The 23,528-nt window shown below is 69.3% G+C and carries 29 protein-coding genes; 26 read left to right on the top strand and 3 right to left on the bottom strand.

All coding sequences use genetic code 11. The features are described from left to right. Positions 1 to 2 precede the first annotated feature (2 nt). Entirely contained in the window at positions 3 to 1,232 is a 1,230-nt protein-coding gene (locus tag ABD161_RS14535; protein ID WP_344004464.1) for a lipopolysaccharide biosynthesis protein, read from the bottom strand. Continuing rightward, positions 1,232 to 2,191: a glycosyltransferase family 2 protein gene (locus ABD161_RS14530; RefSeq protein WP_344004460.1), complete on the bottom strand. Its 960-nt coding sequence runs from the start codon at positions 2,189 to 2,191 to the stop codon at positions 1,232 to 1,234. The genes ABD161_RS14535 and ABD161_RS14530 overlap by 1 nt, the downstream gene beginning before the upstream one ends. A gap of 127 nt (positions 2,192 to 2,318) precedes the next feature. Here ABD161_RS14530 and ABD161_RS14525 point away from each other — a divergent pair, with 127 nt between their 5' ends. The 6 genes from ABD161_RS14525 (at position 2,319) to ABD161_RS14500 (ending at position 11,978) form a co-directional block, all read left to right on the top strand. Continuing rightward, the gene (locus ABD161_RS14525; protein ID WP_344004458.1) at positions 2,319 to 4,430 is read left to right on the top strand and encodes a glycosyl hydrolase; all 2,112 of its coding nucleotides are present in this window, start codon (positions 2,319 to 2,321) and stop codon (positions 4,428 to 4,430) included. Next, complete coding sequence (locus tag ABD161_RS14520; RefSeq protein ID WP_344004455.1) at positions 4,414 to 6,558, top strand: cellulase family glycosylhydrolase; 2,145 nt, start codon at positions 4,414 to 4,416, stop codon at positions 6,556 to 6,558. Before ABD161_RS14525 ends, ABD161_RS14520 begins: the two co-directional genes overlap by 17 nt. Before the next feature lie 48 nt (positions 6,559 to 6,606). Then, the gene (locus ABD161_RS14515; RefSeq protein WP_344004452.1) at positions 6,607 to 8,466 is read left to right on the top strand and encodes a DUF4012 domain-containing protein; all 1,860 of its coding nucleotides are present in this window, start codon (positions 6,607 to 6,609) and stop codon (positions 8,464 to 8,466) included. Between the two features lie 131 nt (positions 8,467 to 8,597). Beyond that, positions 8,598 to 10,172, top strand: coding sequence for a sugar transferase (locus ABD161_RS14510; protein ID WP_344004449.1), 1,575 nt, complete (start codon positions 8,598 to 8,600; stop codon positions 10,170 to 10,172). A 470-nt stretch (positions 10,173 to 10,642) separates the two neighbouring features. Beyond that, complete coding sequence (locus tag ABD161_RS14505) at positions 10,643 to 10,858, top strand: Rv0909 family putative TA system antitoxin (protein WP_344004446.1); 216 nt, start codon at positions 10,643 to 10,645, stop codon at positions 10,856 to 10,858. Between the two features lie 280 nt (positions 10,859 to 11,138). Further along, the gene (locus ABD161_RS14500; protein ID WP_344004443.1) at positions 11,139 to 11,978 is read left to right on the top strand and encodes an aggregation-promoting factor C-terminal-like domain-containing protein; all 840 of its coding nucleotides are present in this window, start codon (positions 11,139 to 11,141) and stop codon (positions 11,976 to 11,978) included. 315 nt (positions 11,979 to 12,293) lie between these two features. Here the strand turns inward: ABD161_RS14500 and ABD161_RS14495 are convergent, their stop codons facing one another. Next, the gene (locus ABD161_RS14495) at positions 12,294 to 13,130 is read right to left on the bottom strand and encodes a DUF559 domain-containing protein (protein WP_344004440.1); all 837 of its coding nucleotides are present in this window, start codon (positions 13,128 to 13,130) and stop codon (positions 12,294 to 12,296) included. Positions 13,131 to 13,999: 869 nt separating this feature from the next. On the opposite strand from ABD161_RS14495, the gene rpsJ reads away from it, so the two are divergent. The 20 genes from rpsJ to rplO all read left to right on the top strand — a co-directional run. Continuing rightward, a complete protein-coding gene (gene rpsJ, locus ABD161_RS14490) occupies positions 14,000 to 14,308 on the top strand; it encodes a 30S ribosomal protein S10 (protein WP_135114783.1) in 309 nt (102 codons plus the stop codon). 13 nt (positions 14,309 to 14,321) lie between these two features. Next, on the top strand, positions 14,322 to 14,981 hold the full coding sequence (rplC, locus tag ABD161_RS14485) for a 50S ribosomal protein L3 (protein WP_135114782.1): 660 nt from the start codon (positions 14,322 to 14,324) through the stop codon (positions 14,979 to 14,981). Between the two features lie 5 nt (positions 14,982 to 14,986). Continuing rightward, entirely contained in the window at positions 14,987 to 15,646 is a 660-nt protein-coding gene (rplD, locus tag ABD161_RS14480; RefSeq protein ID WP_344004435.1) for a 50S ribosomal protein L4, read from the top strand. Beyond that, positions 15,643 to 15,942, top strand: coding sequence for a 50S ribosomal protein L23 (gene rplW, locus ABD161_RS14475; RefSeq protein ID WP_135114780.1), 300 nt, complete (start codon positions 15,643 to 15,645; stop codon positions 15,940 to 15,942). The genes rplD and rplW overlap by 4 nt, the downstream gene beginning before the upstream one ends. 22 nt (positions 15,943 to 15,964) lie before the next feature. After that, on the top strand, positions 15,965 to 16,804 hold the full coding sequence (gene rplB, locus ABD161_RS14470) for a 50S ribosomal protein L2 (protein WP_135114779.1): 840 nt from the start codon (positions 15,965 to 15,967) through the stop codon (positions 16,802 to 16,804). Positions 16,805 to 16,815: 11 nt separating this feature from the next. Beyond that, positions 16,816 to 17,097, top strand: coding sequence for a 30S ribosomal protein S19 (gene rpsS, locus ABD161_RS14465; RefSeq protein ID WP_055992152.1), 282 nt, complete (start codon positions 16,816 to 16,818; stop codon positions 17,095 to 17,097). Positions 17,098 to 17,119: 22 nt separating this feature from the next. After that, positions 17,120 to 17,515 (top strand): 50S ribosomal protein L22, encoded by a 396-nt coding sequence (rplV, locus tag ABD161_RS14460; protein ID WP_135114778.1) that lies wholly within the window; start codon positions 17,120 to 17,122, stop codon positions 17,513 to 17,515. Beyond that, positions 17,515 to 18,273 (top strand): 30S ribosomal protein S3, encoded by a 759-nt coding sequence (gene rpsC, locus ABD161_RS14455; protein ID WP_135114777.1) that lies wholly within the window; start codon positions 17,515 to 17,517, stop codon positions 18,271 to 18,273. Before rplV ends, rpsC begins: the two co-directional genes overlap by 1 nt. Beyond that, positions 18,273 to 18,692: a 50S ribosomal protein L16 gene (rplP, locus tag ABD161_RS14450; RefSeq protein ID WP_055992161.1), complete on the top strand. Its 420-nt coding sequence runs from the start codon at positions 18,273 to 18,275 to the stop codon at positions 18,690 to 18,692. Before rpsC ends, rplP begins: the two co-directional genes overlap by 1 nt. Continuing rightward, positions 18,692 to 18,997 carry a 50S ribosomal protein L29 gene (gene rpmC / locus ABD161_RS14445; protein WP_135114776.1) on the top strand — a complete coding sequence of 102 codons (306 nt, stop codon included), beginning with the start codon at positions 18,692 to 18,694 and terminating at the stop codon, positions 18,995 to 18,997. Before rplP ends, rpmC begins: the two co-directional genes overlap by 1 nt. Beyond that, positions 18,997 to 19,305 carry a 30S ribosomal protein S17 gene (gene rpsQ / locus ABD161_RS14440; RefSeq protein ID WP_135114775.1) on the top strand — a complete coding sequence of 103 codons (309 nt, stop codon included), beginning with the start codon at positions 18,997 to 18,999 and terminating at the stop codon, positions 19,303 to 19,305. Before rpmC ends, rpsQ begins: the two co-directional genes overlap by 1 nt. Then, entirely contained in the window at positions 19,302 to 19,670 is a 369-nt protein-coding gene (gene rplN / locus ABD161_RS14435) for a 50S ribosomal protein L14 (protein WP_135114774.1), read from the top strand. The genes rpsQ and rplN overlap by 4 nt, the downstream gene beginning before the upstream one ends. Before the next feature lie 3 nt (positions 19,671 to 19,673). Next, positions 19,674 to 20,033 carry a 50S ribosomal protein L24 gene (rplX, locus tag ABD161_RS14430; RefSeq protein ID WP_135114773.1) on the top strand — a complete coding sequence of 120 codons (360 nt, stop codon included), beginning with the start codon at positions 19,674 to 19,676 and terminating at the stop codon, positions 20,031 to 20,033. 2 nt (positions 20,034 to 20,035) lie between these two features. Then, the gene (gene rplE, locus ABD161_RS14425) at positions 20,036 to 20,623 is read left to right on the top strand and encodes a 50S ribosomal protein L5 (RefSeq protein WP_344004418.1); all 588 of its coding nucleotides are present in this window, start codon (positions 20,036 to 20,038) and stop codon (positions 20,621 to 20,623) included. A 229-nt stretch (positions 20,624 to 20,852) separates the two neighbouring features. Beyond that, entirely contained in the window at positions 20,853 to 21,251 is a 399-nt protein-coding gene (rpsH, locus tag ABD161_RS14420) for a 30S ribosomal protein S8 (RefSeq protein ID WP_344004415.1), read from the top strand. A 6-nt stretch (positions 21,252 to 21,257) separates the two neighbouring features. Then, positions 21,258 to 21,794, top strand: coding sequence for a 50S ribosomal protein L6 (rplF, locus tag ABD161_RS14415; protein ID WP_135114770.1), 537 nt, complete (start codon positions 21,258 to 21,260; stop codon positions 21,792 to 21,794). A 2-nt stretch (positions 21,795 to 21,796) separates the two neighbouring features. Then, positions 21,797 to 22,156 carry a 50S ribosomal protein L18 gene (rplR, locus tag ABD161_RS14410; protein ID WP_344004410.1) on the top strand — a complete coding sequence of 120 codons (360 nt, stop codon included), beginning with the start codon at positions 21,797 to 21,799 and terminating at the stop codon, positions 22,154 to 22,156. Continuing rightward, positions 22,153 to 22,860 (top strand): 30S ribosomal protein S5, encoded by a 708-nt coding sequence (gene rpsE, locus ABD161_RS14405; RefSeq protein WP_135114768.1) that lies wholly within the window; start codon positions 22,153 to 22,155, stop codon positions 22,858 to 22,860. The genes rplR and rpsE overlap by 4 nt, the downstream gene beginning before the upstream one ends. Then, on the top strand, positions 22,860 to 23,045 hold the full coding sequence (gene rpmD / locus ABD161_RS14400) for a 50S ribosomal protein L30 (RefSeq protein ID WP_221858874.1): 186 nt from the start codon (positions 22,860 to 22,862) through the stop codon (positions 23,043 to 23,045). Before rpsE ends, rpmD begins: the two co-directional genes overlap by 1 nt. After that, on the top strand, positions 23,045 to 23,528 hold a 484-nt coding region (rplO, locus tag ABD161_RS14395), incomplete at its 3' end, for a 50S ribosomal protein L15 (protein ID WP_344004403.1). The genes rpmD and rplO, both read left to right, overlap by 1 nt.

Below are 23,528 nucleotides of genomic sequence, written 5' to 3'. Positions count from 1 at the left end.
CGTCACGCCTCCTCGCGCACGCGCACGCGCTCGCGGCCGCGCAGGCGGATCACGTAGCCGAGCTGCACGGCGAGCACCACCGCCTCGGCGGAGGCGAGTCCGATCGCGCCGCCGGGGGCGCCGAGCAGTCCCGCCAGGATCAGGGTGGCGGGCACGCCCACGACGGCCCCCGAGATCACGCTGACGAACAGGTCGCGCGAGCGCCCGTAGGCGACGAGCACGTGACGCCCGAGCGCGGTCGTGAGCGAGACACACAGGATGGCGACGCCGAACAGCACGGCGGTGATCCGGTCGATCGCGACCTTCTCGCCGAACAGCACGGCCGTCAGCCAGGGCCCGAGCAGCGCGAACGCCGCGAAGCCTGCGAGGCCGAGAGCCCCGTGGAGCAGCACCGCGGTGCGGGCACGGGCGACGAGGTGCGCGCGGTCGTCCTCGACGACCCAGCCCTGCAGGGCGTTCCCCTGCGCGCCGACGATCGTCTGACCCATCCGGAACAGCTTGTCGCCCGACACGTATGCCGCGGCCTGCGCCGTGCTCGCCGCGCCCGTGACGAGCGAGACGGCGAGGGTCGTGTACGCGCCGCTGACGGTCTCGGTGGCGGCGGCGGCGAGGTGGCGGCGCGCGAGCGTGGCCGAGGCCCGCCATCCGTTTGTCAGCAGCAGGCGCGGCGAGACCACCCTCGACGCGTAGGCGCCGACGCCGCCGAGCACCGCGACGAGCAGCAGCGCGGGGTACCAGGCGGCTGGCCCGCCCGTGATGACCACGGCCGCGCCGGCCGCGGTGGCGATCGCCCGCGGCACGAGCTCGTAGGTGATCAGCGGCAGCGGCCGGCCGAGCCCGATCAGGTACCAGCCGGATGACAGCCCGCCGAACGTGATGGCCACCGCCATGAGCGCGCCGGACAGGGCCTCGGACGCGGGGGAGAGCAGCGCGGCGACGATCGCCCCGACCGCGGCGGCCGGCACGGCGGCGAGCAGGCGAGCGCGGGTGCCGTCGGCGAACAGGGCGGGCCGCTCGGCCTCGGGGGTCGTGGCCACGAGCGTGGGGCCGACGACGTTGAGCCCGAGGCTCACGACGAGCGCGAGGAATCCGCCGACCGACTGGCCCACCGCGATCGCGACCCAGGCGTCGGCACCGGCCGAGCGCGCGAGGAACGGCAGGACGAGGAACGGGATGAGCGCCGAGATCGCAGGGATCGCCGAGAAGCTCGCGAGCCGCCGCACGAGCGCCATCAGCGGGACTCCCAGTACCGCGCCGAGCGCATCCGCAGCGACTGGGCAAGGCCGATCGAGGCGTCGATCCCGGCCGTGGGAAGCGCCGGACGCGCGACGCCCTTCGCGGCGCGCCAGCCGGCGATCCGGCCCGTCAGCGACTTCACGTCGCGGTGAAGGAGGATGCGCCGGGCGCAGACGATCGCCTCGACCGCAAGCGCGCGCAGCGTGTGCCGCCCGCCGACGACGTGCCAGGCCCGCAGCAGGTAGCCGCGGCCGAATCCGGCGAGGTAGCGCTGCCGCGGCGATCCGGCGCCGGCCGACGCGCCGCCGATGTGCTCGCCGCCCGGGGTGTCGAGCACGACGGTGCCCCAGCCCCCGGCGCGCAACCGCAGCGCGAGGTCGAGCTCCTCGCCGTACATGAAGATGCCCTCGTCGAGCAGGCCCACCTCGTCGAGCGCCTTCCGCCGGTACGCGGCCGCGGCGCCGTACGGGCCGATCGCGACCGGGTCGGCCGGGTCGGCATCGCCGACGCGCGCGCCATGGAAGCGCACGAAGCCGGCGGCGGTCGGATCCACCGTGATCCCCTGCGAGTCGACGAGCCCGTCCGAGCGCAACAGCAGCGGGCAGACGCTTCCCGTCTCCGGGGCGGCGGAGTCGAACGCCTCGAGCACCTGCGCGACGAGCGTCGGCTCGGCGATGACGTCGCTGTTCACGAGCAGCACGATCTCGGCCTCGCCGTGCGCGATGCCGCGGTTGCACGTCGTCGCGAACCCGCGGTTGCGCTCGTTGCGCAGCAGGGTGATGTCGGGGAAGGCCGCGGCGATGCGGTCGGCCGTGTCATCCGGCGACTCGTCGTCGACGACGATCACGTTGGCGGGCACCGTCTGCGCGGCGAGGGCCCGCAGGCACTTCTCCACGTGATCCCACCCGCCGTACACGGGCACCACGGCGTCGACACGCGGGCGCGGCTCGGGCATCCCCCCATGCTACGGGCCAGCCACGATGCGGCCGATCGTTCCGCGACCGTTCGCGGCCGGGGATTCACCGTGTTCGGCGTGGGATGTGATGATGGACGGGCTGACCGCCGACCGAGGAGGCCCCGCAATGTCGTTTCTCACGAACATCCGTAAGGATCGCCGGACCCTCGTGATCGCCGGCGCCGCGGCCGCGGTGCTCGTCATCGGCGGCGGCATCGCCGCGTTCGCGTTCGCTAACCAGGCGCAGCAGCCCGAGGCGACCCCCACGCCCACGCGCACCGTCACCAAGACGCCGACGCCGACCCCCACGCCGACGCCGACCCCCGAGCCCGTGGCGCTGCCGGCGGCCGTGCCCGTGCAGGGGATGCTCAACGGCTGGCAGGGCGTCGCCCAGCAGCAGATCGCCGACATCATGCCGCAGACGGGCGAGGCGCACTCGGGGCAGATCGCCGCGTACATCGACGCGCCCGTCGTAGCCGAGCCGACCGTCGCCCTGAGCGCCGCGCTCGCCGCGGAGCCCGGCGTCGAGTACTCGTTCTCGGCGTTCGTCCGCTCGTCCGCTCCGCTTCCCGAGGAGGTGGCCGCCGCGTTCGTCGTCGGCGACACCCGCATCGAGCTGCCCGAGCTCGACGCATCCTGGACCGAGGTCACGGGCGAGTTCGTCGCTCCGGAGGGGGCGACGCTCGGGATCTCGATCGACGGACCGGTCGCAGGCCTCGTCATCGACGACGTCACGGTCACGGCCGCCGGCGGCGACAACATCGTGCCGAACCCCTCGTTCGAGGACGTGACCTCCGACTGGGGCATCGTCAACGACTCCCTCATCCTGCGCGGGCAGAACCCGGTGCTCGGCGTCAACGTCGCCCCGGGCGATGCGACGTGGCGCGTGACCCGCACCGACGGCAGCGTTGTGGCCGAGGGAACGGCGCCCGTGCGCGACGGCGTCTCGCCCATCCCGCTCGAGGGCGTCACCCAGGGCTACTACACGGTCGAGGTCACCGACGCGACCGGCGCCTACGTCTCGACGCCCTTCGCCGCGGTCGACTACGCCGGCCACCGCATCACCCCCGACGACCGCCTGGGCGTCGCCATGCACGCCGACCAGACCTGGTACTACGACGCCGCCGATTCGATCTCGGCGGTCGGCTTCGGTCTCGCCCGCAACGACGTGCTGTGGGATCAGAACGAGCGCACCCCCGGCGTGTACGAGTTCTCACCGCACTACGTCGAGGAGTTCGACAAGCTGCACTCGCACGGCATCGGGCTGCTCGGCATCGTCAACTACGGCAATCCGCTGTACGACGGCGGCACCACCCCCGCGTCGCCCGAGGCCGTCGAGGCGTTCGGCCGCTACGCCGCCGCGATCGCCGAGCGGTTCGACGTCGCGGGCCTCGAGGTGTTCAACGAGTTCAACCACGAGCGCTTCAACAACGGCCAGTGCGGCTCCGAGCCGCACTGCTACACGCCGCTGATCGAGTCGACCCAGCGTCACGCCGCCGAGGTGAACCCCGACATCCCGATCGTCGCGGGCTCGACGGCCAACTACCCCAGCGAGTGGTTCGCGGCCCTCTGGGACACCGGGGCGCTCGCCCACACCGACGCGATGAGCTTCCACCCGTACAACAAGCCCGTGTACGACGTTCCCGAGAACCTCGCGGGAACCATCGCCGACGCCAACAAGAACATGGAGGCGCACGGCGGGGAGCGGAAGCCGATCTGGATCACCGAGTTCGGCTGGACCACCGGCAACGAGATGGGCCAGGCCGTCACCGACGCCGTCCAGGCCGAGCGCCTCGTGCGCTCCGAGGTGACCGCGCTCGCCCACGGCGTCGAGAAGTTCTTCTGGTACGACCTCGTCGACGACAGCCGCGACGGCAACGCCCACGAAGGGAACTTCGGCATGTTCGGGCAGAAGCGCGACGGCGTCTCGGCGCTGCCGCCCAAGCCGTCCGCGTTCGCGCAGGCCCTGCTGATCAACGAGCTCGCCGGGCGCGGCGATCCGGTCTCCGACGACCTCGGCGACGGCAGCTTCTCGCACCGCTTCGGCACCGAGGACGACTTCATCCGCGTCGCCTGGACCCTGAACGGCGAGCAGGAGGCGACGTTCGAGGTGCCGGGCCCGGTCCGCGTCACCGACATGTCGGGCACGACCACCGAGCTCGAGCCCGAGGGCGGCAAGATCACGGTCACGCTGGGAGCGTCGCCGATCTTCATCTCCACGGATGTCGCCGCTGACTGACGGCCAGGCACCCGAGCCCGCCGCCGCGGAGGCGTCCGGACGCCGCTCCTCCGTGATCGCGCCCGTCGCGCTCGGCGCGCTGCTGCTCGTCGCGACGGTTGTGCTCGGCAGCGTCGCGTGGGCCACGGGCCGGGAGCCCATCCCTCGGGAGCTCGCACCGCGGCCCGCGCCGTCGGCGACCCCCGCGCCGGATGCCGAGCCGGCGCCCGCCGCGGACCAGCCCATCCCCGTGCTGACCGCGGTCGACGCCACGCCCCAGCAGTGGACCCGAGCCGCGGAGACCGACCTCGCCGACGTCGACGTCGTCGCCGGTGGCGCGGCCCACGGGCAGTTCTCGCTCCACGTCAACGCGCCCCGGGTCGAGAAGGTGACGGATGCCGCCCGCGTCGCCGTCTCGGTCCCCGGCGCCGGCACGTACCGGCTGTCCGCGGCGGTGCGCTCCCTCACCGCGCAGCCCGCGCCCGTCGAGGCGGCGCTCGACATCGGCGAGGACCGGATCGAGCTGCCACCGCTCAGCGCGCGGTGGCAGACCGTCGCGCACGAGTTCCAAGTGCCCGAGGGCGTCCGATCCGTCGTCCTGCGCGTGCGTGTCACGGGCGCCGTCGCCGGGCTCGGGATCGACGACCTCGTTGTGCATCGGACGGAGAAGCCCGACGTCAACCTGGTGCCGAACCCCTCGTTCGAATCGCTGTTCACCGGCGGCGGCATCGTGAACCGCACGCTCGTTGTGCCGACCCAGGGCGCGACACTCGCGCTCGACATGGCGCGCGGCGCCGCGCACTGGCGGATCGCGGATGCGCGCACGAAGCGCCCGGTCGCGGAGGGCAGCGCCACCCTCGGCGAGGGCGCCACGGCGGTGCCGCTTCCCGACCTGCCGCAGGGCTACTTCACGCTCACGGTGACCGACGCGGCGGGGACGTCGGCGTCCGCGCCGATCGGCGTGCTCGCCGGAGCGGATCGCCTCGCGCCCGACGGCCGCTTCGGCGTCGCCGCGCACCTGCTCGCGCCCACCAACAAGGGCGCCGCCGACGCGATCGCGAGCCTCGGCTTCGGCGCCGCCCGGCACAGCGTGACGTGGGGAGTGTCCGAGCTCTCACCGGGGGTGTACGCGTTCCCGGATGAGCTCGAGGCCCGCTTCGCCGAGCTCGGCGCGCAGGAGACCGACCTGCTGGGAATCGTCAACTACGGCAACGAGCTCTACGACAAGGGACGCACGCCCTCGACGGCCGCGGGGGTGCGCGCCTTCGGCCAGTACGCCGGCTACGTCGCGACGCACTTCGACCTCGTCGGACTCGAGGTGTTCAACGAGTTCGACAACCTGCGCTTCAACACGGGGGAGTGCGGCCCCGCCGCGCGCTGCTACGCGCCGCTCGTCGACGCCGTCGCGAAGAGCGTGCGCGCCGCGGATCCCGAGCTGCCGATCGTCGTCGGCGGCATCTCCACCTACGACGGCGAATGGTTCGACGACCTCTGGAAGCGCGGGGCGCTCGACGACACCGACGTCATGAGCTTCCATCCCTACAACGCGTGGGACTCACCCGAGAAGGTCGGCTCGTTCGTCGCCGACGCCCGCAAGGGGATGCGCGCGGCCGGCGCCGAGCGGCCGATCTGGATCACCGAGCTCGGCTGGACGACGGGCGACGAGCGCGGCGACGGGCTCGACGCGTGGCAGCAGGCCGCCTACCTCGTCCGCGCGCAGACCGCGGCGCTCGGCGCCGGCGCCGAGCGCCTGTTCTGGTACGACCTCGTCAACGACACCGTCGATCCGGTCTCGCACGAGGGCAACTTCGGCCTCTTCTCCCAGCGCAAGACCGGCGCATCCGCCCTGCAGCCGAAGCCGGCCGCCTTCGCGCAGGCGCTGCTCATCCAGTCGGTCGGCGGGCGCACGGCCCACGGCCGGGACGACACGGGCGCCGGCGTCTGGTCGTATCGCTTCGGCGAGGGCGATCCGGTGCGGATCGCCTGGTCGACCGCGGGGGACGAGACCGTCCGGTACCCGGCGAAGGGCCCCGTGCGGATGACGCGGATCGACGGCACCGCGACGACGCTGACGCCCACGGACGGTCACGTGACGGTCGCGCTGACCGCCGATCCGGTCATCCTGTCGGGCACATCCGCCGCGCAGTGACGGCCCGCTGAGAGGGAATCCCCCGGAACCCTTCGTAGGCTAGGGGGCATGCCGTCCCCCCACGCATCCTCCGAACCCGCCCCCAGCCGTCGCGCGCGCCGCGAGGCGATGGCGCGCGAGGAGGCATCCGGTGCCGCACGCACCCAGGTGATCGACGTGCCGGGATACGAGGCGCCGACCCCGCCCCGCGCCGTGGACGAGCGGGGAGCGGATGACGCCGCGCGTCGCCGCCGCAGGATCCGCAAGGGCATCATCATCGGCCTCATCGTGCTGCTCGTCGCGGGCGCGTGGCTCGCGGTGCGCGCGCTGATCGTGAAGTCCGAGGTCGAGGCCGCCCAGCGGGTCATCGAGCACGTGCAGGACGGCGGCACGCTCGAGGTGTCGGTGCCGATCCTGGGCGAGCACGCCGCCAACGCGGCGAGCGTGTCGGTCGATCCCGTGTGGCGCATCGCCGAGTTCATCCCGTGGGCAGGAGACAACCTGCGCGGCGTGCGCCTCGCCGCCGAGTCGCTGGACGTGCTGACCAACAAGCTCGCGGTGCCCGTGCTCGCGGCGCGCTCGGGCGAGAGCCAGGAGCCCATCCTGCAGAAGCTCGTGCCCGTCATCGAGGACAACGGCGACAAGCTCACCAGCCTCGCCGCCGACGTCGCCGGCATCCAGCAGTCGGGTGCCCTGATCGGCCCCGTCCGCGCGGGTGTCGAGCAGGTCAACCAGGTCATGTCGATCGCGGGACCGCTCGCCGAGTTCGGCCCCGAGCTCCTCGGCGCCAACGGCCCGCGCAACTACCTGCTCGTCTTCCAGAACAACGCCGAGTCGGTGGGCCTCGGCGGCTCGGCCGCCTCGCAGACGCTCGTGCGCGCCGAGGGCGGGGCGATCGACATCACCACGCAGGCGAGCAGCGCCGACTACCAGGAGTTCGTGCCCGTCGACGTCGACGTCGACCAGAGCGCGATCGACCTGTACAGCGACTACCTGCTCCACCACATCAACACCTCGTCGAGTCGCCCCGACTTCCCCACCATGGCGAAGATCACCACGGCCTTCTGGCAGCGCGACATCGCTCCGGATCAGATCGACGGCGTGATCTCGATCGACCCGATCGCGCTCGGCAAGATCCTCGTCGCGACCGGGCCGATCCAGCTCTCCACCGGCGACACCATGACGAGCGACAACGCCGTGCAGCTGCTGCTGAGCGACGTCTACAGCCGCTGGAACAGCTACGAGAGCCCCGAGATCGTCGACCAGTTCTTCGCCAGCGTCGCCGAGCAGGTCTTCGGCAAGCTCTCCTCCGGCGACTTCGCCCCCCAGGCGATGGCCTCGGCCGTGCGCGACGGCATCAACGGCGGCAACATCCTGTTCTGGAGCGCCAACGGCGACGTGCAGGAGCAGATCGCCGACGAGCGCGTCGCGGGCATCCTGCCGACCGACAACGAGGAGGAGACCGCCGTCGGCGTCTTCTTCCGCGACGAGTCGGCGTCGAAGATCGACTACTACATGAAGTCGAACATCGACGTCACGCAGACCTGCGAGGCGAACACGAGCCGCTTCGACGTGCAGACGACGCTCCACCTCGACATCGACCAGGCGGCGGCCGAGGCGCTTCCCGACTACGTCAAGAGCGGCAACCCGAACTGGAGCCCGACGACGTTCCGCACCCAGGTGTACGTCTACGGCCCTCCCGGCACGACGATCGAGTCGGTCGCCGTGGAGGGCGAGGAGGTCGCGCTCAAGCGCGACGACGTCGTCGACCTGGGGCGCCCCGTCGCCTGGTTCGAGACGTACCTCAACCCGAGCGAGCTCGCCAAGGTGACGGCGACGTTCGTCGGCGAGGGGGAGTTCGGCCCCCTCTCGCTGCGCAGCACGCCGATGGTGCAGGCGACCACGGGTACGCTCGCTGGATGTGAGTAGGGCGCAGGCCCACCGGAGGCGGCCACTCGCCGACCCGGGCACCCGTGCACGTGGTCCTGGGCACGCTCCCAGCGGAGGGGTAGACTTCCTCCGGTCTGTCTTATGCCACGTGCGATGGAATTGGGGGAACGTTGACGACTGACATCGCGCGAACCTCGACCCAGCGGGACGAGGACGGGGCATCCGGACTCGAGGACGCCGCGCGGCGCTCCGCGGATGATGCCGGGTCGAGCAGCGAGGTCGCCGGCAAGCCAACGATCGTGACGTCTCCCACCCACGCGTTCGACTGGCGGCGCCGGTACGCGAACGCCCTGCGCATCACCGACTTCGTGACCATCCTGGTCGTCGTCTTCGGGGCGCAGATCTGGTGGCTCGGCCTGCACGCCTCGATCCCGGGGCAGATCGGCATCCTGCCGTCGTCGTACACGCTGTTCTCGGTGCTGCTGACCCTCGTCTGGTACGTCTCGCTGTCGTTCCACGACACCCGCACCGACCGCGTCATCGGCGTCGGCGCGACGGAGTACAAGCGCGTCTTCGATGCGAGCTTCAAGCTGTTCGGCGCCGTCGCGATCATCGCGTTCCTCGCGCAGATCAGCATCGCCCGCGGCTATCTGCTGCTCGCCTTCCCCATCGGCGTGCTCGCGCTGTTCGCCGAGCGGTGGGTCTGGCGCCGCTGGCTCGGCCGCCGTCGCCGCGCCGGCGCGTACTCCGCGCGGGTTGTGCTCGTCGGCTCCGAGCGCTCGGTGCTGCACCTCGCGCGCGAGCTCGAGCGGGCGCCCGCCGCGGGCTACACCGTCGTCGGCGCGTGCCTTCCCACGGGCCGGGTCTCCGACACGGTGCGCGGAAGCAACGTCCCCGTGCTCGGCAACGTCAACGCCATCGAGCGGGCTCTGGCGGTCTCGGGCGCCGACACCGTCGTGATCACCAGCACCGACGAGATCGGCGCCGACCGCGTCAAGAAGATCTCCTGGACGCTCGAGGCCGGGCGGCAGCACCTCGTGCTCGCCCCGAGCATCACCGACATCGCAGGCCCCCGCATCCACATGCGCCCGGCATCCGGCGTCCCCCTGATGCACGTCGAGACGCCGCGCTTCTCGTCGGGTCAGCGCTTCGTCAAGCGCACGATGGATCTGCTCGGCGCGACGAGCCTCGTCATCCTGCTCAGCCCCGTGATGCTGCTGCTCGCGCTCATCGTGAAGTTCACGTCGTCGGGCCCGATCATCTACCGGCAGCCGCGCGTCGGCCGTCACGGCCGCACGTTCGACATGCTGAAGTTCCGCTCCATGGTGGTCGACGCCGACAAGCAGCTCGAGTCGCTGCTCGACCTGCAGGACATGGGCAACACCGTGCAGTTCAAGATGCGCAACGACCCGCGTGTGACGCCCGTCGGCCGGATCATGCGCAAGTACAGCCTCGACGAGCTGCCGCAGCTGCTGAACGTCGTCGGCGGATCCATGTCGCTCGTCGGGCCGCGTCCGCCCATCCAGCGCGAGGTCGACCAGTACGACGACCACGTGCACCGCCGCTTCCTCGTCAAGCCGGGGATCACGGGACTGTGGCAGGTCTCCGGCCGCTCGTCCCTGTCGTGGGACGACAGCGTGCGCCTCGACCTCTCCTACGTCGAGAACTGGAGCGTGATGGGCGACATCATCATCCTGTTCAAGACGTTCCGCGCCGCGCTGCTGCCCGGCGACACCGTCGCCTGATCGCCGCGGTTGCTGAGCGAGCCCGCGAGCTGCCCGGTTGCTGAGCGAGCTTGCGAGCCGAAGCGACCGCGTTGTGCCGCCCCGCCGGTTGCTGAGCGAGCCTGCGAGCCGAAGCGACCGCGTCGTGCCCGGCCGCCGGTTGCTGAGCGAGCCCGCGAGCCCCCCGGTTGCTGAGCGAGCCTGCGAGCCGAAGCGATCGCGTTGTGCCGGCCGCCGGTTGCTGAGCGAGCCTGCGAGCCGAAGCGACCGCGTTGTGCCCGGCCGCCGGTTGCTGAGCGAGCCTGCGAGCCGAAGCGACCGCGTTGTGCCCGGCCGCCGGTTGCTGAGCGAGCTTGCGAGCCGAAGCGACCGCCTCGCGCGACGGGCAGTTCTCTCCCGCTGAGCGGGTATCGGATCCACGCATCCCCTGTCACAATTGCCGCGAGGCATCCGCAGCTGCGGACGCACCGATCCCATTTGGAGGGGAAATCATGGGCTTCGACGATCTCGTGAACCAGGGCAAGGAACTCTTCGAGCAGAACAAGGACAAGCTGCAGGATGCCCTGCAGAGCGCCGAGGCCGAGGGCGTCAGCGACACGGTCCTCGACAAGGTCACCGACTTCGCTAAGGGTGTCCTGCCGGACGACCTCGACGGCCAGATCGACCAGATCCGCGACAACGTCGACGGCGCCGTCGGCGACAAGTAAGCGCGAATCACCTCGAGGCCCTCGCCCCCGATCCGGGGGTGAGGGCCTCGTCGCGTGTCGCCAGGCGTCCAGGGGATGGCCAGGTAACGAACAGGTAACGCCCACGGCGCGTGCACGCTCCTCCCATGGCCTGAGCACGACTCGTCCAGGAGCAGGGGAGACGGTGGAGGGTCTGTGTTCGTCGCGGGCGCCACCCGAAGGCGCCACGCGGACGTGCGGCCGCTACCCGAAGCGGGCCGCCGACGAGCGTGCACGGGCGTACCCGACCCGAAGCAAAGGCATGTCGCAGAACCACACTGATACACCCCTGCTCACCCCGTTCCCCCGCGCGAACCACCTCAGCCTGCTGCGCCGCGAGCGTGGCATCCGTCGCCGTCGTCGCCTCATCGGCGTCGCCGCCGGCCTCGGCATCGTGGTCTCGGGCGGTGTCGCTGTCTCGGCCGCCGTGCCGCAGCACACGCGCACGGTGACCGTCGCCGCGGAGGACCCCCAGGCCGTCGAACTCGCGCAGACCGCGCTCGAGCGCGCCGAGTCGGCGCTCGACGAGGCCCACGAGGGCGTCGACACCGCACCCCTCGAGAAGCGCGTCGACAAGCTGAGCGACTACGAGCGGATGCCCGCGGTCGTCGTGAAGGGCGAGGCCCGCGAGACCGAGGAGATCAGCGAGGAGATCGTCGCGCAGACAGCCGCCCTCGAGGAGGCCGACGCCGAGGCCGCCCGCAAGGCGGAGGAAGAGCGCAAGGCCGCCGAGGAGGCTGCCCGCAAGGCCGAGGAGGAGCGCAAGGCCGCCGAGGCCGCCGCCGCCGCGAACACGCCCGCCGCCGCGCAGGCGACCGCCTCGGCGATGGCCGCCGAGCGCTACGGCTGGGGAGCCGACCAGTTCGGCTGCCTCGTGTCGCTCTGGAACAAGGAGTCGGGCTGGAACTACCAGGCCTCGAACCCCTCGAGCGGTGCGTACGGCATCCCGCAGTCGCTTCCCGGCAGCAAGATGGCGACGGTCGGCGCCGACTGGCAGACCAACGCCACCACGCAGATCGCCTGGGGCCTCGACTACATCTCCCGCGCCTACGGCACCCCGTGCGCCGCGTGGGGCCACTCGCAGGCGGTCAACTGGTACTGATCCGCTGCGTGCCGCGCCAGGAGATCCGGCCGCGCGAGGATGTTTCGCCCCTGATTCATCCTGCGCCGGCCGGATCTCCTGTTTTCGTGGACGGTCGCGGCCCCGTCCGCAGATCCTGCGCCGGATGATCCGGTCTCCCGAGGATGTTTCGCGCCGATTCATCCTGCGCTGGCTGGATCTCCTCGTTTCGTGGATGATCACGGCCCCGCCCGGACATCACACGCACGGACCCTGCGCCGGATGATCCAGCCTTCCGAGGACGTTTCGCGCCGATTCATCCTGCGCCGGCTGGATCTCCTGTTTTCGCGGTGGTGCTCAGGCCGCCTTGTGCAGGCCCTGCGCGATCGCCCGCAGGATCAGCTCCTGCACCTCGGGCCAGTGGTCCATGATCTGCGCGTACGTGACGCGGATCACCGTGTAGCCATGAAGGCGCAGGATCGCGTCGTGCGCGTTGTCGGATGCGCGCTGCGCGCCGACATGGTGACCACCGTCCGCCTGCAGCACGAGGCGGTCGCCGATCAGCACGTCGACTCGATGGCCGTAGAGCCACACCTGGCAGCGGATCGGCAGGTCCAGCCACCTCAGCCGCGTGACGATGAAGGTCTCGAGACCGGAGTCGCGGAACGGCGACACCTCGGCGAGCAGTCGGCGCGCCGCGGGACGCAACGCGAACCGGGAGAACGAGTCGCGGTCGACGAGCCCCTTGTTGAAGGCGGAGTCCCATGTCGCGAGCGCCCGCTCGTGCGGCTGGCACTCCGCGATGATCGCCAGGACGTTCTCGATCGGGTCCTCGAGCGCATCCGGATCGCGCGGGATGAGCGGCTTGGACCAGTGCACGAGCGACTGCGTCACTGCCACGGAGCCCGCATGCGGCGAGGCGGCGACGTGATAGACGTGCGGATCGGCGGGGTCGACGTACGTCCACAGCCCAAGACGCGCCGCCTGTGTGATGCAGGTGACGACGATCCCCAGCTTGGCGGCGCCGGCGAGGATCGGATCGACGCCGCCGATCGCGATCCACGTCCGTCGGAACCGGGTGGCCCGGCCCGCGGCGACGGCGCGGGCGATCGTGTGCGCCGAGAACCCGGCCTCGCGCAGTGCTCGTGTCCGCACGATCCCGCCCCGTGCGGCGATGTACTCGATGAGATCCATGTCCGAATCGTGGCGCGAAGCCCGATCCGGATCGCGCGTCGGGCCAAGATGTGGAGCGATTCGCGCGCGTTCCTCGTTGTGGACGAACCTCCGCTCCGCCCAGGCGGGGATGCGCACATCCCGAAGCGAGGAGATCCGGCGAAGAGAGGACATCCGGCCCTCCGGGGATCCTGCCGCGAGCGGATCTCCTCTGTTCGGTGCGCGTGCATCCTGCGCACATCCCGAAACGAGGAGATCCGGCGAGCGGAGGACATCCGGGGTTCCGGGTCTCCTGGCGCGGCCGGATCTCCGCTGCTCGCTCGAGCGCATCCTGCGTGCGATCGAAACGAGGAGATCCGGCGAGGAGAGGACATCCGGGTCGCCGAATCTCCTGCCGCGAGCAGATCTCCTCTGTTCGGTGCGCGTGCATCCTGCGTGGCGCCGAAACGAGGAGATCCGGCGAGGAGAGGATGTTCGGGGCGCGGTTCCTCCTCGGGACGCCGGATGTCCTCTGTAGCAGCGAGCGGATCCGCGGATCGCTCCGGATGTGCACCCTGGGAAGGTGCCCAACGGGACTCGGCGAGCCGCGCGGTTCCGCGGATCGGGGCGCGACACGCCCGGGTTGCCGATACGACCCCGGGGATGGCAGAATAGACAAGTTCCACATTTCCGCGTGCGCTCCCCAAGGGAGGACTGCGCGGGATCACTGCCAGGGCAGTGCACAGACCACAGTCTGGGCCGCGGGCAGGAGAACGAAATCACACACCACTGCGCAGGGGCTATCTCTGTGCGCGTGGACTGACATGTGAAAACTGGCCCGAAGGGTTTCCGGAGGGTACGTGCGTCCAATGCCCCAGAGGTATGACGCGTGAAGAGAGATGAGCAGACAAATGGCGGGACAGAAGATCCGCATTCGCCTGAAGTCGTATGACCACGAGATCATCGACTCGTCGGCGCGCAAGATCGTCGACACGGTGACCCGAGCGGGCGCCCAGGTCGTCGGCCCGGTGCCGCTTCCGACCGAGAAGAACGTGATCGCCGTGATCCGTTCGCCCCACAAGTACAAGGACAGCCGCGAGCACTTCGAGATGCGCACGCACAAGCGCCTCATCGACATCGTGGACCCGACGCCGAAGGCCGTCGACTCGCTCATGCGTCTCGACCTCCCGGCCGACGTCAACATCGAGATCAAGCTCTGAGGGCGGGTTCGACATGGCTGACATCAACAACAAGATTTCGAAGGGCCTGCTGGGCACCAAGCTCGGCATGACCCAGGTCTGGAACGAGAACGGCAAGCTCATCCCCGTCACGGTGATCGAGCTCGCGCCGAACGTGGTCACCCAGGTCCGCACGGCGGAGAAGGACGGCTACTCGGCCATCCAGATCGCCGCCGGCGCCATCGACCCGCGCAAGGTGAACAAGCCGCTCTCGGGCCACTTCGAGGCTGCCGGCGTCACGCCGCGCCGCCACCTCGCGGAGATCCGCACCGCCGACGCCGCCGAGTACGCACTCGGTCAGGAGCTGACGGTCGACGGCACCTTCGAGGCCGGCCAGCTCGTCGACGTCGTCGGCACGAGCAAGGGCAAGGGCACCGCCGGTGTCATGAAGCGCCACAACTTCAAGGGCGTCTCGGCTTCGCACGGTGCACACCGCAACCACCGCAAGCCCGGTTCGATCGGCGCATCGTCGACCCCGAGCCGCGTCTTCAAGGGAATGCGCATGGCCGGCCGTATGGGCGCCGAGCGCGTGACCGTCCTCAACCTCACGGTTCACGCCGTCGACGCCGAGAAGGGTCTGCTGCTCGTCAAGGGCGCCGTCCCCGGCGCGCGCGGCCGCACCGTGTACGTCCGCAACGCAGTGAAGGGGGCCTGAGTTAGATGGCTGACTCGACTCTCGCTCTGGACGTCCTGGGCACTGACGGCAAGAAGGTCGGCTCCGTCGACCTGCCCGCCTCGGTGTTCGACGCCAAGACGAACATCCCGCTGATCCACCAGGTCGTCGTCGCGCAGCTCGCGGCGGCTCGCCAGGGCACCCACTCGACCAAGCGTCGCGGTGAGGTCTCGGGCGCCGGCCGCAAGCCCTTCAAGCAGAAGGGCACGGGTAACGCCCGTCAGGGCTCGATCCGTGCGCCGCACATGACCGGCGGTGGCATCGTCCACGGCCCGAAGCCGCGCGACTACTCGCAGCGCACCCCCAAGAAGATGATCGCCGCCGCCCTCGCGGGCGCGCTCAGCGACCGCTTCCGGGGCGAGCGCATCCACGTCGTCGAGTCGTTCGGTGTGACCGAGCCCTCGACGAAGGCCGCGGCCTCCTTCCTCGCGACGGTGTCCCCTGCCAAGAACGTGCTCGTCGTGCTCGACCGCGAGGACGACTTCGGCTACCTCAGCGTGCGCAACCTCGGTTACGTCCACGTCCTGATGGCCGACCAGCTCAACGCCTACGACGTGCTCGTCTCGGACGACATCGTCTTCACCAAGGCCGCCATCGACGCGTTCATCGCGCAGAAGGTCGGCGCCACTGAGGAGGTCTCCGCATGACCGCCGTCCAGAAGGACCCGCGCGACGTCATCCTGAAGCCCGTCGTCTCGGAGAAGAGCTACGGCCTGATCGACGAGGGCAAGTACACGTTCATCGTGGACCCCCGTTCGAACAAGACGGAGATCAAGCTCGCCATCGAGAAGATCTTCGGCGTGCAGGTGGCTTCGGTCAACACGATCAACCGCGTCGGCAAGGCCCGCCGCACCCGCTTCGGCACCGGCAAGCGCAAGGACACCAAGCGCGCCATCGTGACGCTCAAGTCGGGCACCATCGACATCTTCACGGCAGTCGGCTGACGGTCGGGGAGGAAGAGAGAACATGGCTATTCGCAACTACAAGCCCACGACCCCCGGTCGCCGCGGCTCGTCGGTGGCCGACTTCGCCGAGATCACCCGATCGACGCCTGAGAAGTCGCTGCTCCGTCCGCTGAGCAAGACCGGTGGCCGCAACAACCAGGGCCGCATCACGACCCGTCACATCGGTGGTGGCCACAAGCGCCAGTACCGCGTGATCGACTTCCGTCGCAACGACAAGGACGGCGTCGACGCCAAGGTCGCGCACATCGAGTACGACCCGAACCGCACGGCGCGCATCGCGCTCCTGCACTACGTGGACGGCACGAAGCGCTACATCCTCGCGCCGAACAAGCTGCAGCAGGGCGACGTCGTCGAGTCTGGTCCGAACGCGGACATCAAGCCCGGCAACAACCTGCCGCTGCGCAACATCCCGACGGGTACCGTCATCCACGCCATCGAGCTCCGCCCCGGCGGCGGCGCGAAGATGGCTCGTTCGGCGGGCGCCTCGGTGCGTCTCGTCGCGAAGGACGGCCCCTACGCTCAGCTGCGCCTCCCCTCGGGCGAGGTCCGCAACGTCGACGCGCGCTGCCGCGCGACGATCGGCGAGGTCGGCAACGCCGAGCAGTCGAACATCAACTGGGGCAAGGCCGGCCGCAACCGCTGGAAGGGCATCCGCCCGACCGTCCGCGGTGTCGCCATGAACCCGGTCGACCACCCGCACGGTGGTGGTGAGGGCAAGACGTCCGGTGGACGTCACCCCGTCTCCCCGTGGGGCCAGGCTGAGGGCCGCACCCGTCACGCCAACAAGGAAAGCGACAAGCTCATCGTGCGTCGCCGTAACGCCGGCAAGAAGCGCAAGTAGGAGTAAAGAAGATGCCCCGCAGTCTGAAGAAGGGCCCCTTCGTCGACGAGCACCTGCTGCGCAAGGTTGTCTCGCAGAACGAAGCCGGCACCAAGAACGTCATCAAGACGTGGTCGCGCCGCTCGATGATCATCCCCGCAATGCTGGGACACACCATCGCGGTTCACGACGGTCGCAAGCACATCCCCGTGTTCGTCACGGAGACGCTTGTCGGCCACAAGCTGGGCGAGTTCGCGCCCACCCGCACCTTCCGCGGCCATGAGAAGGACGACAAGAAGGGCCGTCGCCGCTAAGGCGACTGAGGAGGAGAGAGAAATGGTGGAGTCCATCGCACGTGTGCGACACATCCGCGTGACCCCTCAGAAGGCTCGTCGCGTCATCGCGCTCATCAAGGGCAAGCAGGCCGAAGAGGCCCTCGCCATCCTGAAGTTCGCGCCGCAGACGGCTTCCGAGCCGATCTTCAAGCTTGTGGAGTCGGCCATGGCCAACGCCCAGGTGAAGGCCGACAAGGACGGCGAGTACCTGAACTCGCAGGACCTGTTCGTCAAGAACGCCTATGTGGACGAGGGCACGACGCTGAAGCGTTTCCGCCCCCGCGCACAGGGCCGCGCGTTCCAGATCAAGAAGCGCACGAGCCACATCACGGTCGTGCTCTCGACGCCGGAGGTCGCTGAGACCGCTGCCGGCGACAAGAAGAAGGCGAGCAACTAATGGGTCAGAAGGTCAACCCGTACGGCTTCCGCCTCGGCATCACCACCGATCACGTTTCGCGCTGGTTCGCGGACTCGACGAAGCCTGGTCAGCGTTACGCCGACTACGTGGCCGAGGACATCCGCATCCGCAAGCTGCTGCAGACGAACCTCGACCGTGCCGGCGTCAGCCGCATCGAGATCGAGCGCACTCGTGACCGCGTCCGCGTCGACATCCACACCGCCCGCCCGGGCATCGTGATCGGTCGTCGTGGCGCGGAGGCCGAGCGCATCCGCGGCGAGCTCGAGAAGCTCACCGGCAAGCAGATCCAGCTGAACATCCTCGAGGTGAAGAACCCCGAGGCCGACGCTCAGCTCGTCGCCCAGGGCGTCGCCGAGCAGCTCAGCGCCCGCGTGGCCTTCCGCCGCGCGATGCGCAAGGGCCTGCAGGGTGCCCAGCGCGCCGGCGCCAAGGGCGTCCGGATCCAGGTCTCGGGCCGCCTCGGCGGCGCGGAGATGTCGCGTTCGGAGTTCTACCGCGAGGGTCGTGTGCCGCTGCACACGCTGCGCGCGAACATCGACTACGGCTTCTACGAGGCCAAGACCACCTTCGGCCGCATCGGCGTGAAGGTCTGGATCTACAAGGGCGATCTCACCAACAAGGAACTCGCGCGCGAGCAGGCCAACATGAAGCCCGCCCGTGACCGCGACCGTGGCGGCCGCCGTGGCCCGCGTCGTGACGACGCTCAGGCACCGGTGGCGGAAGGAGCTTCGGCGTAATGCTCATCCCCCGCAAGGTCAAGTACCGCAAGCAGCACCACCCCAAGCGTGATGGTGCGGCCACCGGTGGCACGAAGGTCTCCTTCGGCGAGTTCGGCATCCAGGCCCTCACCCCCGCGTACGTGACGAACCGTCAGATCGAGTCCGCTCGTATCGCCATGACGCGTCACATCAAGCGTGGCGGAAAGGTGTGGATCAACATCTACCCCGACCGTCCGCTCACGAAGAAGCCCGCCGAGACCCGCATGGGTTCCGGTAAGGGTTCGCCGGAGTGGTGGGTCGCCAACGTCAAGCCGGGTCGCGTCCTCTTCGAGGTCGCCGGTGTCAACGAGCAGCTCGCTCGTGAGGCCCTGACCCGTGCCATTCACAAGCTGCCTCTGAAGGCACGCATCATCAAGCGCGAGGAGGGCGACGCGTAATGGCGATCGGCACCAAGGAGCTCGCCACGAGCGAGCTCGACACGTTCGAGGACCAGCGCCTCGTCGAGGAGCTGCGCAAGGCCAAGGAAGAGCTGTTCAACCTGCGATTCCAGTCGGCCACCGGCCAGCTCGAGAGCCACGGCCGCATCCGCGCCGTGAAGCGCGACATCGCGCGTCTCTACACCGTGATCCGCGAGCGCGAGCTGGGCATCCGTGCCACGCCCGCTCCGGTCGAGGTGAAGGCCAAGAAGAGCAAGGCGAAGAAGTCGGACGAGACTCCGGCCGCCGAAGGAGAGGCTGAGTGATGGCCACCGAGAAGAAGGCTGTGGAGCACGCCGAGCACGACGTGCGCGACGCCGACGCCCGTGGTTACCGCAAGTCGGTCCGCGGCTACGTCGTGAGCGACAAGATGGACAAGACGATCGTCGTCGAGGTCGAGGACCGCGTTAAGCACCCCCTCTACGGCAAGGTCATCCGTCGCACGAGCAAGCTCAAGGCGCACGACGAGAACAACACCGCCGGCATCGGCGACCTCGTCCTCATCAACGAGACCCGTCCGCTCAGCGCCACCAAGCGCTGGCGTCTGGTTGAGATCCTGGAGAAGGCCAAGTGATCCAGACTGAGTCCCGCCTCAAGGTCGCCGACAACACCGGCGCGAAGGAGCTGCTCACCATCCGCGTTCTCGGTGGTTCGAACCGCCGTTACGCGGGCGTGGGCGACACCATCGTCGCGACGGTCAAGGACGCGATCCCGGGCGGCAACGTCAAGAAGGGCGACGTCGTCAAGGCGGTCGTCGTCCGCACCGTGAAGCAGACGCGCCGTTCTGACGGCTCGTACATCAAGTTCGACGAGAACGCCGCCGTCATCCTGAAGAACGACGGGGAGCCCCGCGGCACCCGCATCTTCGGCCCGGTCGGCCGCGAGCTTCGTGACCGCAAGTTCATGAAGATCGTCTCGCTCGCCCCGGAGGTGCTGTAACCCATGGCGAAGATCAAGAAGGGTGACCTGGTCCAGGTCATCACCGGAGCCAAGCAGGACCGCGGCGGAGACCGCGGCAAGCAGGGCAAGGTCCTCGAGGTCATCGACGGCGGCCAGCGTGTCGTCGTCGAGGGCGTCAACTACATCACGAAGCACAACCGGATCGGCCAGACGCAGCGCGGCACGAAGACCGGTGGCATCGAGACGTACGAGGCCCCCATCCACATTTCCAACGTCGCGCTCGTCGACCCCGACTCGAAGAAGCCGACCCGCGTCGGCTTCCGCGTGGAGGAGCAGGTCAAGGACGGCGTCAAGAAGACTGTTCGCGTTCGCGTCGCGAAGAAGTCTGGTAAGGACATCTGACAGTGAGCACCATTGACGCGCAGGCTGGCAAAATCCAGCCGCGCCTGAAGCAGGTCTACCGCGACCAGATCCGTCAGAAGCTGCAGGACGAGTTCGGCTACGAGAACGTCATGCAGATCCCTGGCCTGGTCAAGGTCGTCGTCAACACCGGTGTCGGCGAGGCAGCTCGCGACTCCAAGGTCATCGAGGGTGCGGTCGCCGACCTCACCGCGATCACGGGTCAGAAGCCCGTCGTCACCAAGGCGAAGAAGTCGATCGCGCAGTTCAAGCTGCGTGAGGGCCAGGCCATCGGCGCGCACGTCACCCTCCGCGGTGACCGCGCGTGGGAGTTCGTGGACCGCCTCGTCTCGCTCGCCCTGCCCCGCATCCGCGACTTCCGCGGTCTGTCGGGCAAGCAGTTCGACGGCAACGGCAACTACACCTTCGGTCTCCAGGAGCAGTCGGTGTTCCACGAGATCAACCAGGACAAGATCGACCGCGTCCGCGGTTTCGACATCACCGTCGTGACCACGGCGAAGACGGATGACGAGGGCCGCGCGCTTCTCCGTCACCTCGGCTTCCCGTTCCGCAACGAGGACCAGCAGGCCTGAGCCGACTCACAGGTCGGTCTGCGGTAAGATCGAGCGTTTGTGCGTTTCGACTCGCTTCGCTCGCTCAACGAACAGGGGAGTGGGGAGACCTTCTCCACTCCCCTTGTTCGTTGGGCGAGGGAGCGAAGCGACCGAGTCGAAACGCGGCCACAACTGAATACGGATCATTCAGTGAAGGTCGTCTGTCGTGTAACGGCAGCCGAAACCTCATGAAAAAAGGACAAGTCATATGACCATGACAGACCCGGTCGCAGACATGCTGACCCGTCTGCGCAATGCGAACTCGGCGCACCACGACTCCGTGTCGCTGCCGTCGAGCAAGCTCAAGACGCACATCGCGGAGATCCTCAAGCGCGAGGGCTACATCGCCTCGTGGGAGGAGACCGACGCTCGTGTCGGCAAGACCCTCACGATGACGCTGAAGTACGGCCCGAACCGCGAGCGGTCGATCGCCGGCATCAAGCGCGTCTCGAAGCCCGGCCTCCGCGTGTACGCGAAGTCGACCGAGCTCCCCAAGGTCCTCGGTGGCCTGGGTGTCGCCATCCTGTCCACCTCCTCCGGTCTTCTCACCGACCGTCAGGCTGAGCAGAAGGGCGTGGGCGGAGAAGTTCTCGCCTACGTGTGGTGATCACTCATGTCGCGTATTGGACGTCTTCCCATTGACATCCCCGCCGGCGTCACTGTGACGGTCGACGGGCAGCAGGTTGCCGTGAAGGGCCCCAAGGGCGAGCTGTCGCTCACCGTGGCCAAGCCCCTCGAGGTCAAGGTCGAGGAGAACCAGGTTCTCGTCACCCGCCCCGACGACGAGCGCGAGTCGCGTTCGCTGCACGGGCTCACGCGCACCCTGATCAACAACAACATCATCGGCGTGACCGAGGGCTACACCAAGGGCCTCGAGGTCGTCGGCACCGGTTACCGCGTGGCGCAGAAGGGCTCGGCTGTCGAGTTCGCTCTGGGCTTCTCGCACCCCGTCACCGTCGAGCCGCCGGCCGGCATCACGCTCACCGTCGAGGGCAACAACAAGCTCACCGTGAGCGGCATCGACAAGCAGGCCGTCGGTGAGACCGCCGCCAACATCCGCAAGATCCGCAAGCCTGAGCCGTACAAGGGCAAGGGTGTCCGCTACGCGGGCGAGGTCGTGCGTCGCAAGGCCGGAAAGGCTGGTAAGTAATCATGGCTGTGAAGTCGAAGTCCGCCGCGCGTTCGCGCCGCCACGCTCGCCTTCGCAAGAAGGTCGTCGGCACCGAGGTCCGTCCTCGTCTCGTCGTGACCCGTTCGGCCCGCCACGTCTTCGTGCAGCTGGTCGACGACAGCAAGGGCCACACCGTGGCCTCTGCCTCGACGCTCGAGACCGACCTGCGCGGTTTCGAGGGTGACAAGACCGCGAAGGCCCGCAAGGTCGGCGAGCTCCTCGCCGAGCGCGCCAAGGCCGCCGGTTTCACCGACGTCGTGTTCGACCGCGGTGGCAACCGCTACGCGGGACGTGTCGCGGCGATCGCCGACGGCGCCCGCGAAGGGGGGCTGAACCTGTGAGTGACAACAAGGAGACCGAAGTGACCACCGAGGCCCCCGAGGCCGGCGCCGAGCAGGCGCAGACCGAGCAGGTCCAGACCGAGCAGCGCACCGAGCGCGGCGACCGCCGTGGCGGCCGCAACGATCGGGGCCAGGGTCGTGGCGGTCGTGACCGCAACGACCGCGGTGCGGACAACCAGTTCCTCGAGCGCGTCGTCACGATCAACCGCGTGTCGAAGGTCGTGAAGGGTGGTCGTCGCTTCAGCTTCACCGCTCTCGTGGTCGTCGGCGACGGCAACGGCGTGGTCGGTGTCGGCTACGGCAAGGCCCGCGAGGTGCCCCTGGCCATCTCCAAGGGTGTCGAGGACGCGAAGCGCAACTTCTTCCGCGTGCCGCGCTCCGGCGCCACCATCCCGCACCCCGTGCAGGGTGAGGCTGCCGCCGGCGTCGTCATGCTGCGCCCGGCCTCGGCCGGTACCGGTGTTATCGCCGGTGGTCCGGTCCGCGCCGTGCTCGAGTGCGCCGGCATCCACGACGTGCTGTCGAAGTCGCTCGGTTCGTCGAACACGATCAACATCGTGCACGCGACGGTCGAGGCCCTGAAGCAGCTCGAGGAGCCCCGTGCGGTCGCCGCGCGCCGTGGCCTCGAGTTCGACCAGGTCGCGCCGGCACGTCTCGTCCGTGCGGAGGCCGAGGCCGCCGCTGCTGCGAAGGCAGGTGTCTGATGGCCGCTCGTCTGAAGGTGACGCAGGTCAAGTCCAAGGTGAGCGAGAAGCAGAACCAGCGTGACACGCTGCGTTCGCTCGGTCTGAAGCGGATCGGCGACTCGGTCGTCCGTCCCGACGACGCCCAGACGCGCGGCTACGTCCGTGCCGTCGCTCACCTCGTGAGTGTTGAGGAGATCGACTGATGGCTGAGAAGAAGGCCACGGCCGACAAGGCCGAGAAGAAGCAGACCACCGAGGCCAAGCGCCCCGGCGTGCTGAAGGTGCACCACCTCCGTCCCGTCCCCGGTGCCAACACCGCCAAGACCCGCGTGGGTCGCGGTGAGGGCTCGAAGGGCAAGACGGCCGGTCGCGGTACGAAGGGCACCAAGGCCCGTTACAGCGTCCGCCCCGGCTTCGAGGGTGGCCAGATGCCGCTGCACATGCGCACGCCGAAGCTGCGCGGCTTCAAGAACCCGTTCCGCGTCGAGTACCAGGTCGTGAACCTGGAGAAGCTCGCGGAGCTTTACCCGCAGGGTGGCGACGTGACCGTCGCCGACCTGGTCGCCAAGGGCGCCGTCCGCAAGAACGAGAAGGTCAAGGTCCTCGGCAACGGCGAGATCGCCGTGGCGCTGACCGTCTCGGTGGACAAGGTCTCCGGCTCGGCTGAGTCGAAGATCGTCGCCGCCG

It is taken from the genome of Microbacterium paludicola, from assembly GCF_039529675.1.
GTDB lineage: Bacteria > Actinomycetota > Actinomycetes > Actinomycetales > Microbacteriaceae > Microbacterium > Microbacterium paludicola.
This window is presented reverse-complemented; position numbering and strand designations above follow the sequence as displayed.

Coding starts and splice junctions, on each gene's coding strand:
- rplC (WP_135114782.1), top strand. CDS start 14,322: ATGGCTGACATCAACAACAAGATTTCGAAGGGCCTGCTGGGCACCAAG.
- ABD161_RS14515 (WP_344004452.1), top strand. CDS start 6,607: ATGCCGTCCCCCCACGCATCCTCCGAACCCGCCCCCAGCCGTCGCGCG.
- ABD161_RS14530 (WP_344004460.1), bottom strand. CDS start 2,191: ATGCCCGAGCCGCGCCCGCGTGTCGACGCCGTGGTGCCCGTGTACGGC.
- rplF (WP_135114770.1), top strand. CDS start 21,258: ATGTCGCGTATTGGACGTCTTCCCATTGACATCCCCGCCGGCGTCACT.
- rplV (WP_135114778.1), top strand. CDS start 17,120: ATGGTGGAGTCCATCGCACGTGTGCGACACATCCGCGTGACCCCTCAG.
- rplW (WP_135114780.1), top strand. CDS start 15,643: ATGACCGCCGTCCAGAAGGACCCGCGCGACGTCATCCTGAAGCCCGTC.
- rpmC (WP_135114776.1), top strand. CDS start 18,692: ATGGCGATCGGCACCAAGGAGCTCGCCACGAGCGAGCTCGACACGTTC.
- rplP (WP_055992161.1), top strand. CDS start 18,273: ATGCTCATCCCCCGCAAGGTCAAGTACCGCAAGCAGCACCACCCCAAG.
- ABD161_RS14500 (WP_344004443.1), top strand. CDS start 11,139: ATGTCGCAGAACCACACTGATACACCCCTGCTCACCCCGTTCCCCCGC.
- ABD161_RS14535 (WP_344004464.1), bottom strand. CDS start 1,232: ATGGCGCTCGTGCGGCGGCTCGCGAGCTTCTCGGCGATCCCTGCGATC.
- rpsH (WP_344004415.1), top strand. CDS start 20,853: ATGACCATGACAGACCCGGTCGCAGACATGCTGACCCGTCTGCGCAAT.
- rplR (WP_344004410.1), top strand. CDS start 21,797: ATGGCTGTGAAGTCGAAGTCCGCCGCGCGTTCGCGCCGCCACGCTCGC.
- rplB (WP_135114779.1), top strand. CDS start 15,965: ATGGCTATTCGCAACTACAAGCCCACGACCCCCGGTCGCCGCGGCTCG.
- ABD161_RS14505 (WP_344004446.1), top strand. CDS start 10,643: ATGGGCTTCGACGATCTCGTGAACCAGGGCAAGGAACTCTTCGAGCAG.
- ABD161_RS14525 (WP_344004458.1), top strand. CDS start 2,319: ATGTCGTTTCTCACGAACATCCGTAAGGATCGCCGGACCCTCGTGATC.
- rplX (WP_135114773.1), top strand. CDS start 19,674: ATGGCGAAGATCAAGAAGGGTGACCTGGTCCAGGTCATCACCGGAGCC.
- rpsC (WP_135114777.1), top strand. CDS start 17,515: ATGGGTCAGAAGGTCAACCCGTACGGCTTCCGCCTCGGCATCACCACC.
- rplD (WP_344004435.1), top strand. CDS start 14,987: ATGGCTGACTCGACTCTCGCTCTGGACGTCCTGGGCACTGACGGCAAG.
- rpsS (WP_055992152.1), top strand. CDS start 16,816: ATGCCCCGCAGTCTGAAGAAGGGCCCCTTCGTCGACGAGCACCTGCTG.
- rpsQ (WP_135114775.1), top strand. CDS start 18,997: ATGGCCACCGAGAAGAAGGCTGTGGAGCACGCCGAGCACGACGTGCGC.
- ABD161_RS14520 (WP_344004455.1), top strand. CDS start 4,414: ATGTCGCCGCTGACTGACGGCCAGGCACCCGAGCCCGCCGCCGCGGAG.
- ABD161_RS14495 (WP_344004440.1), bottom strand. CDS start 13,130: ATGGATCTCATCGAGTACATCGCCGCACGGGGCGGGATCGTGCGGACA.
- rpmD (WP_221858874.1), top strand. CDS start 22,860: ATGGCCGCTCGTCTGAAGGTGACGCAGGTCAAGTCCAAGGTGAGCGAG.
- rpsJ (WP_135114783.1), top strand. CDS start 14,000: ATGGCGGGACAGAAGATCCGCATTCGCCTGAAGTCGTATGACCACGAG.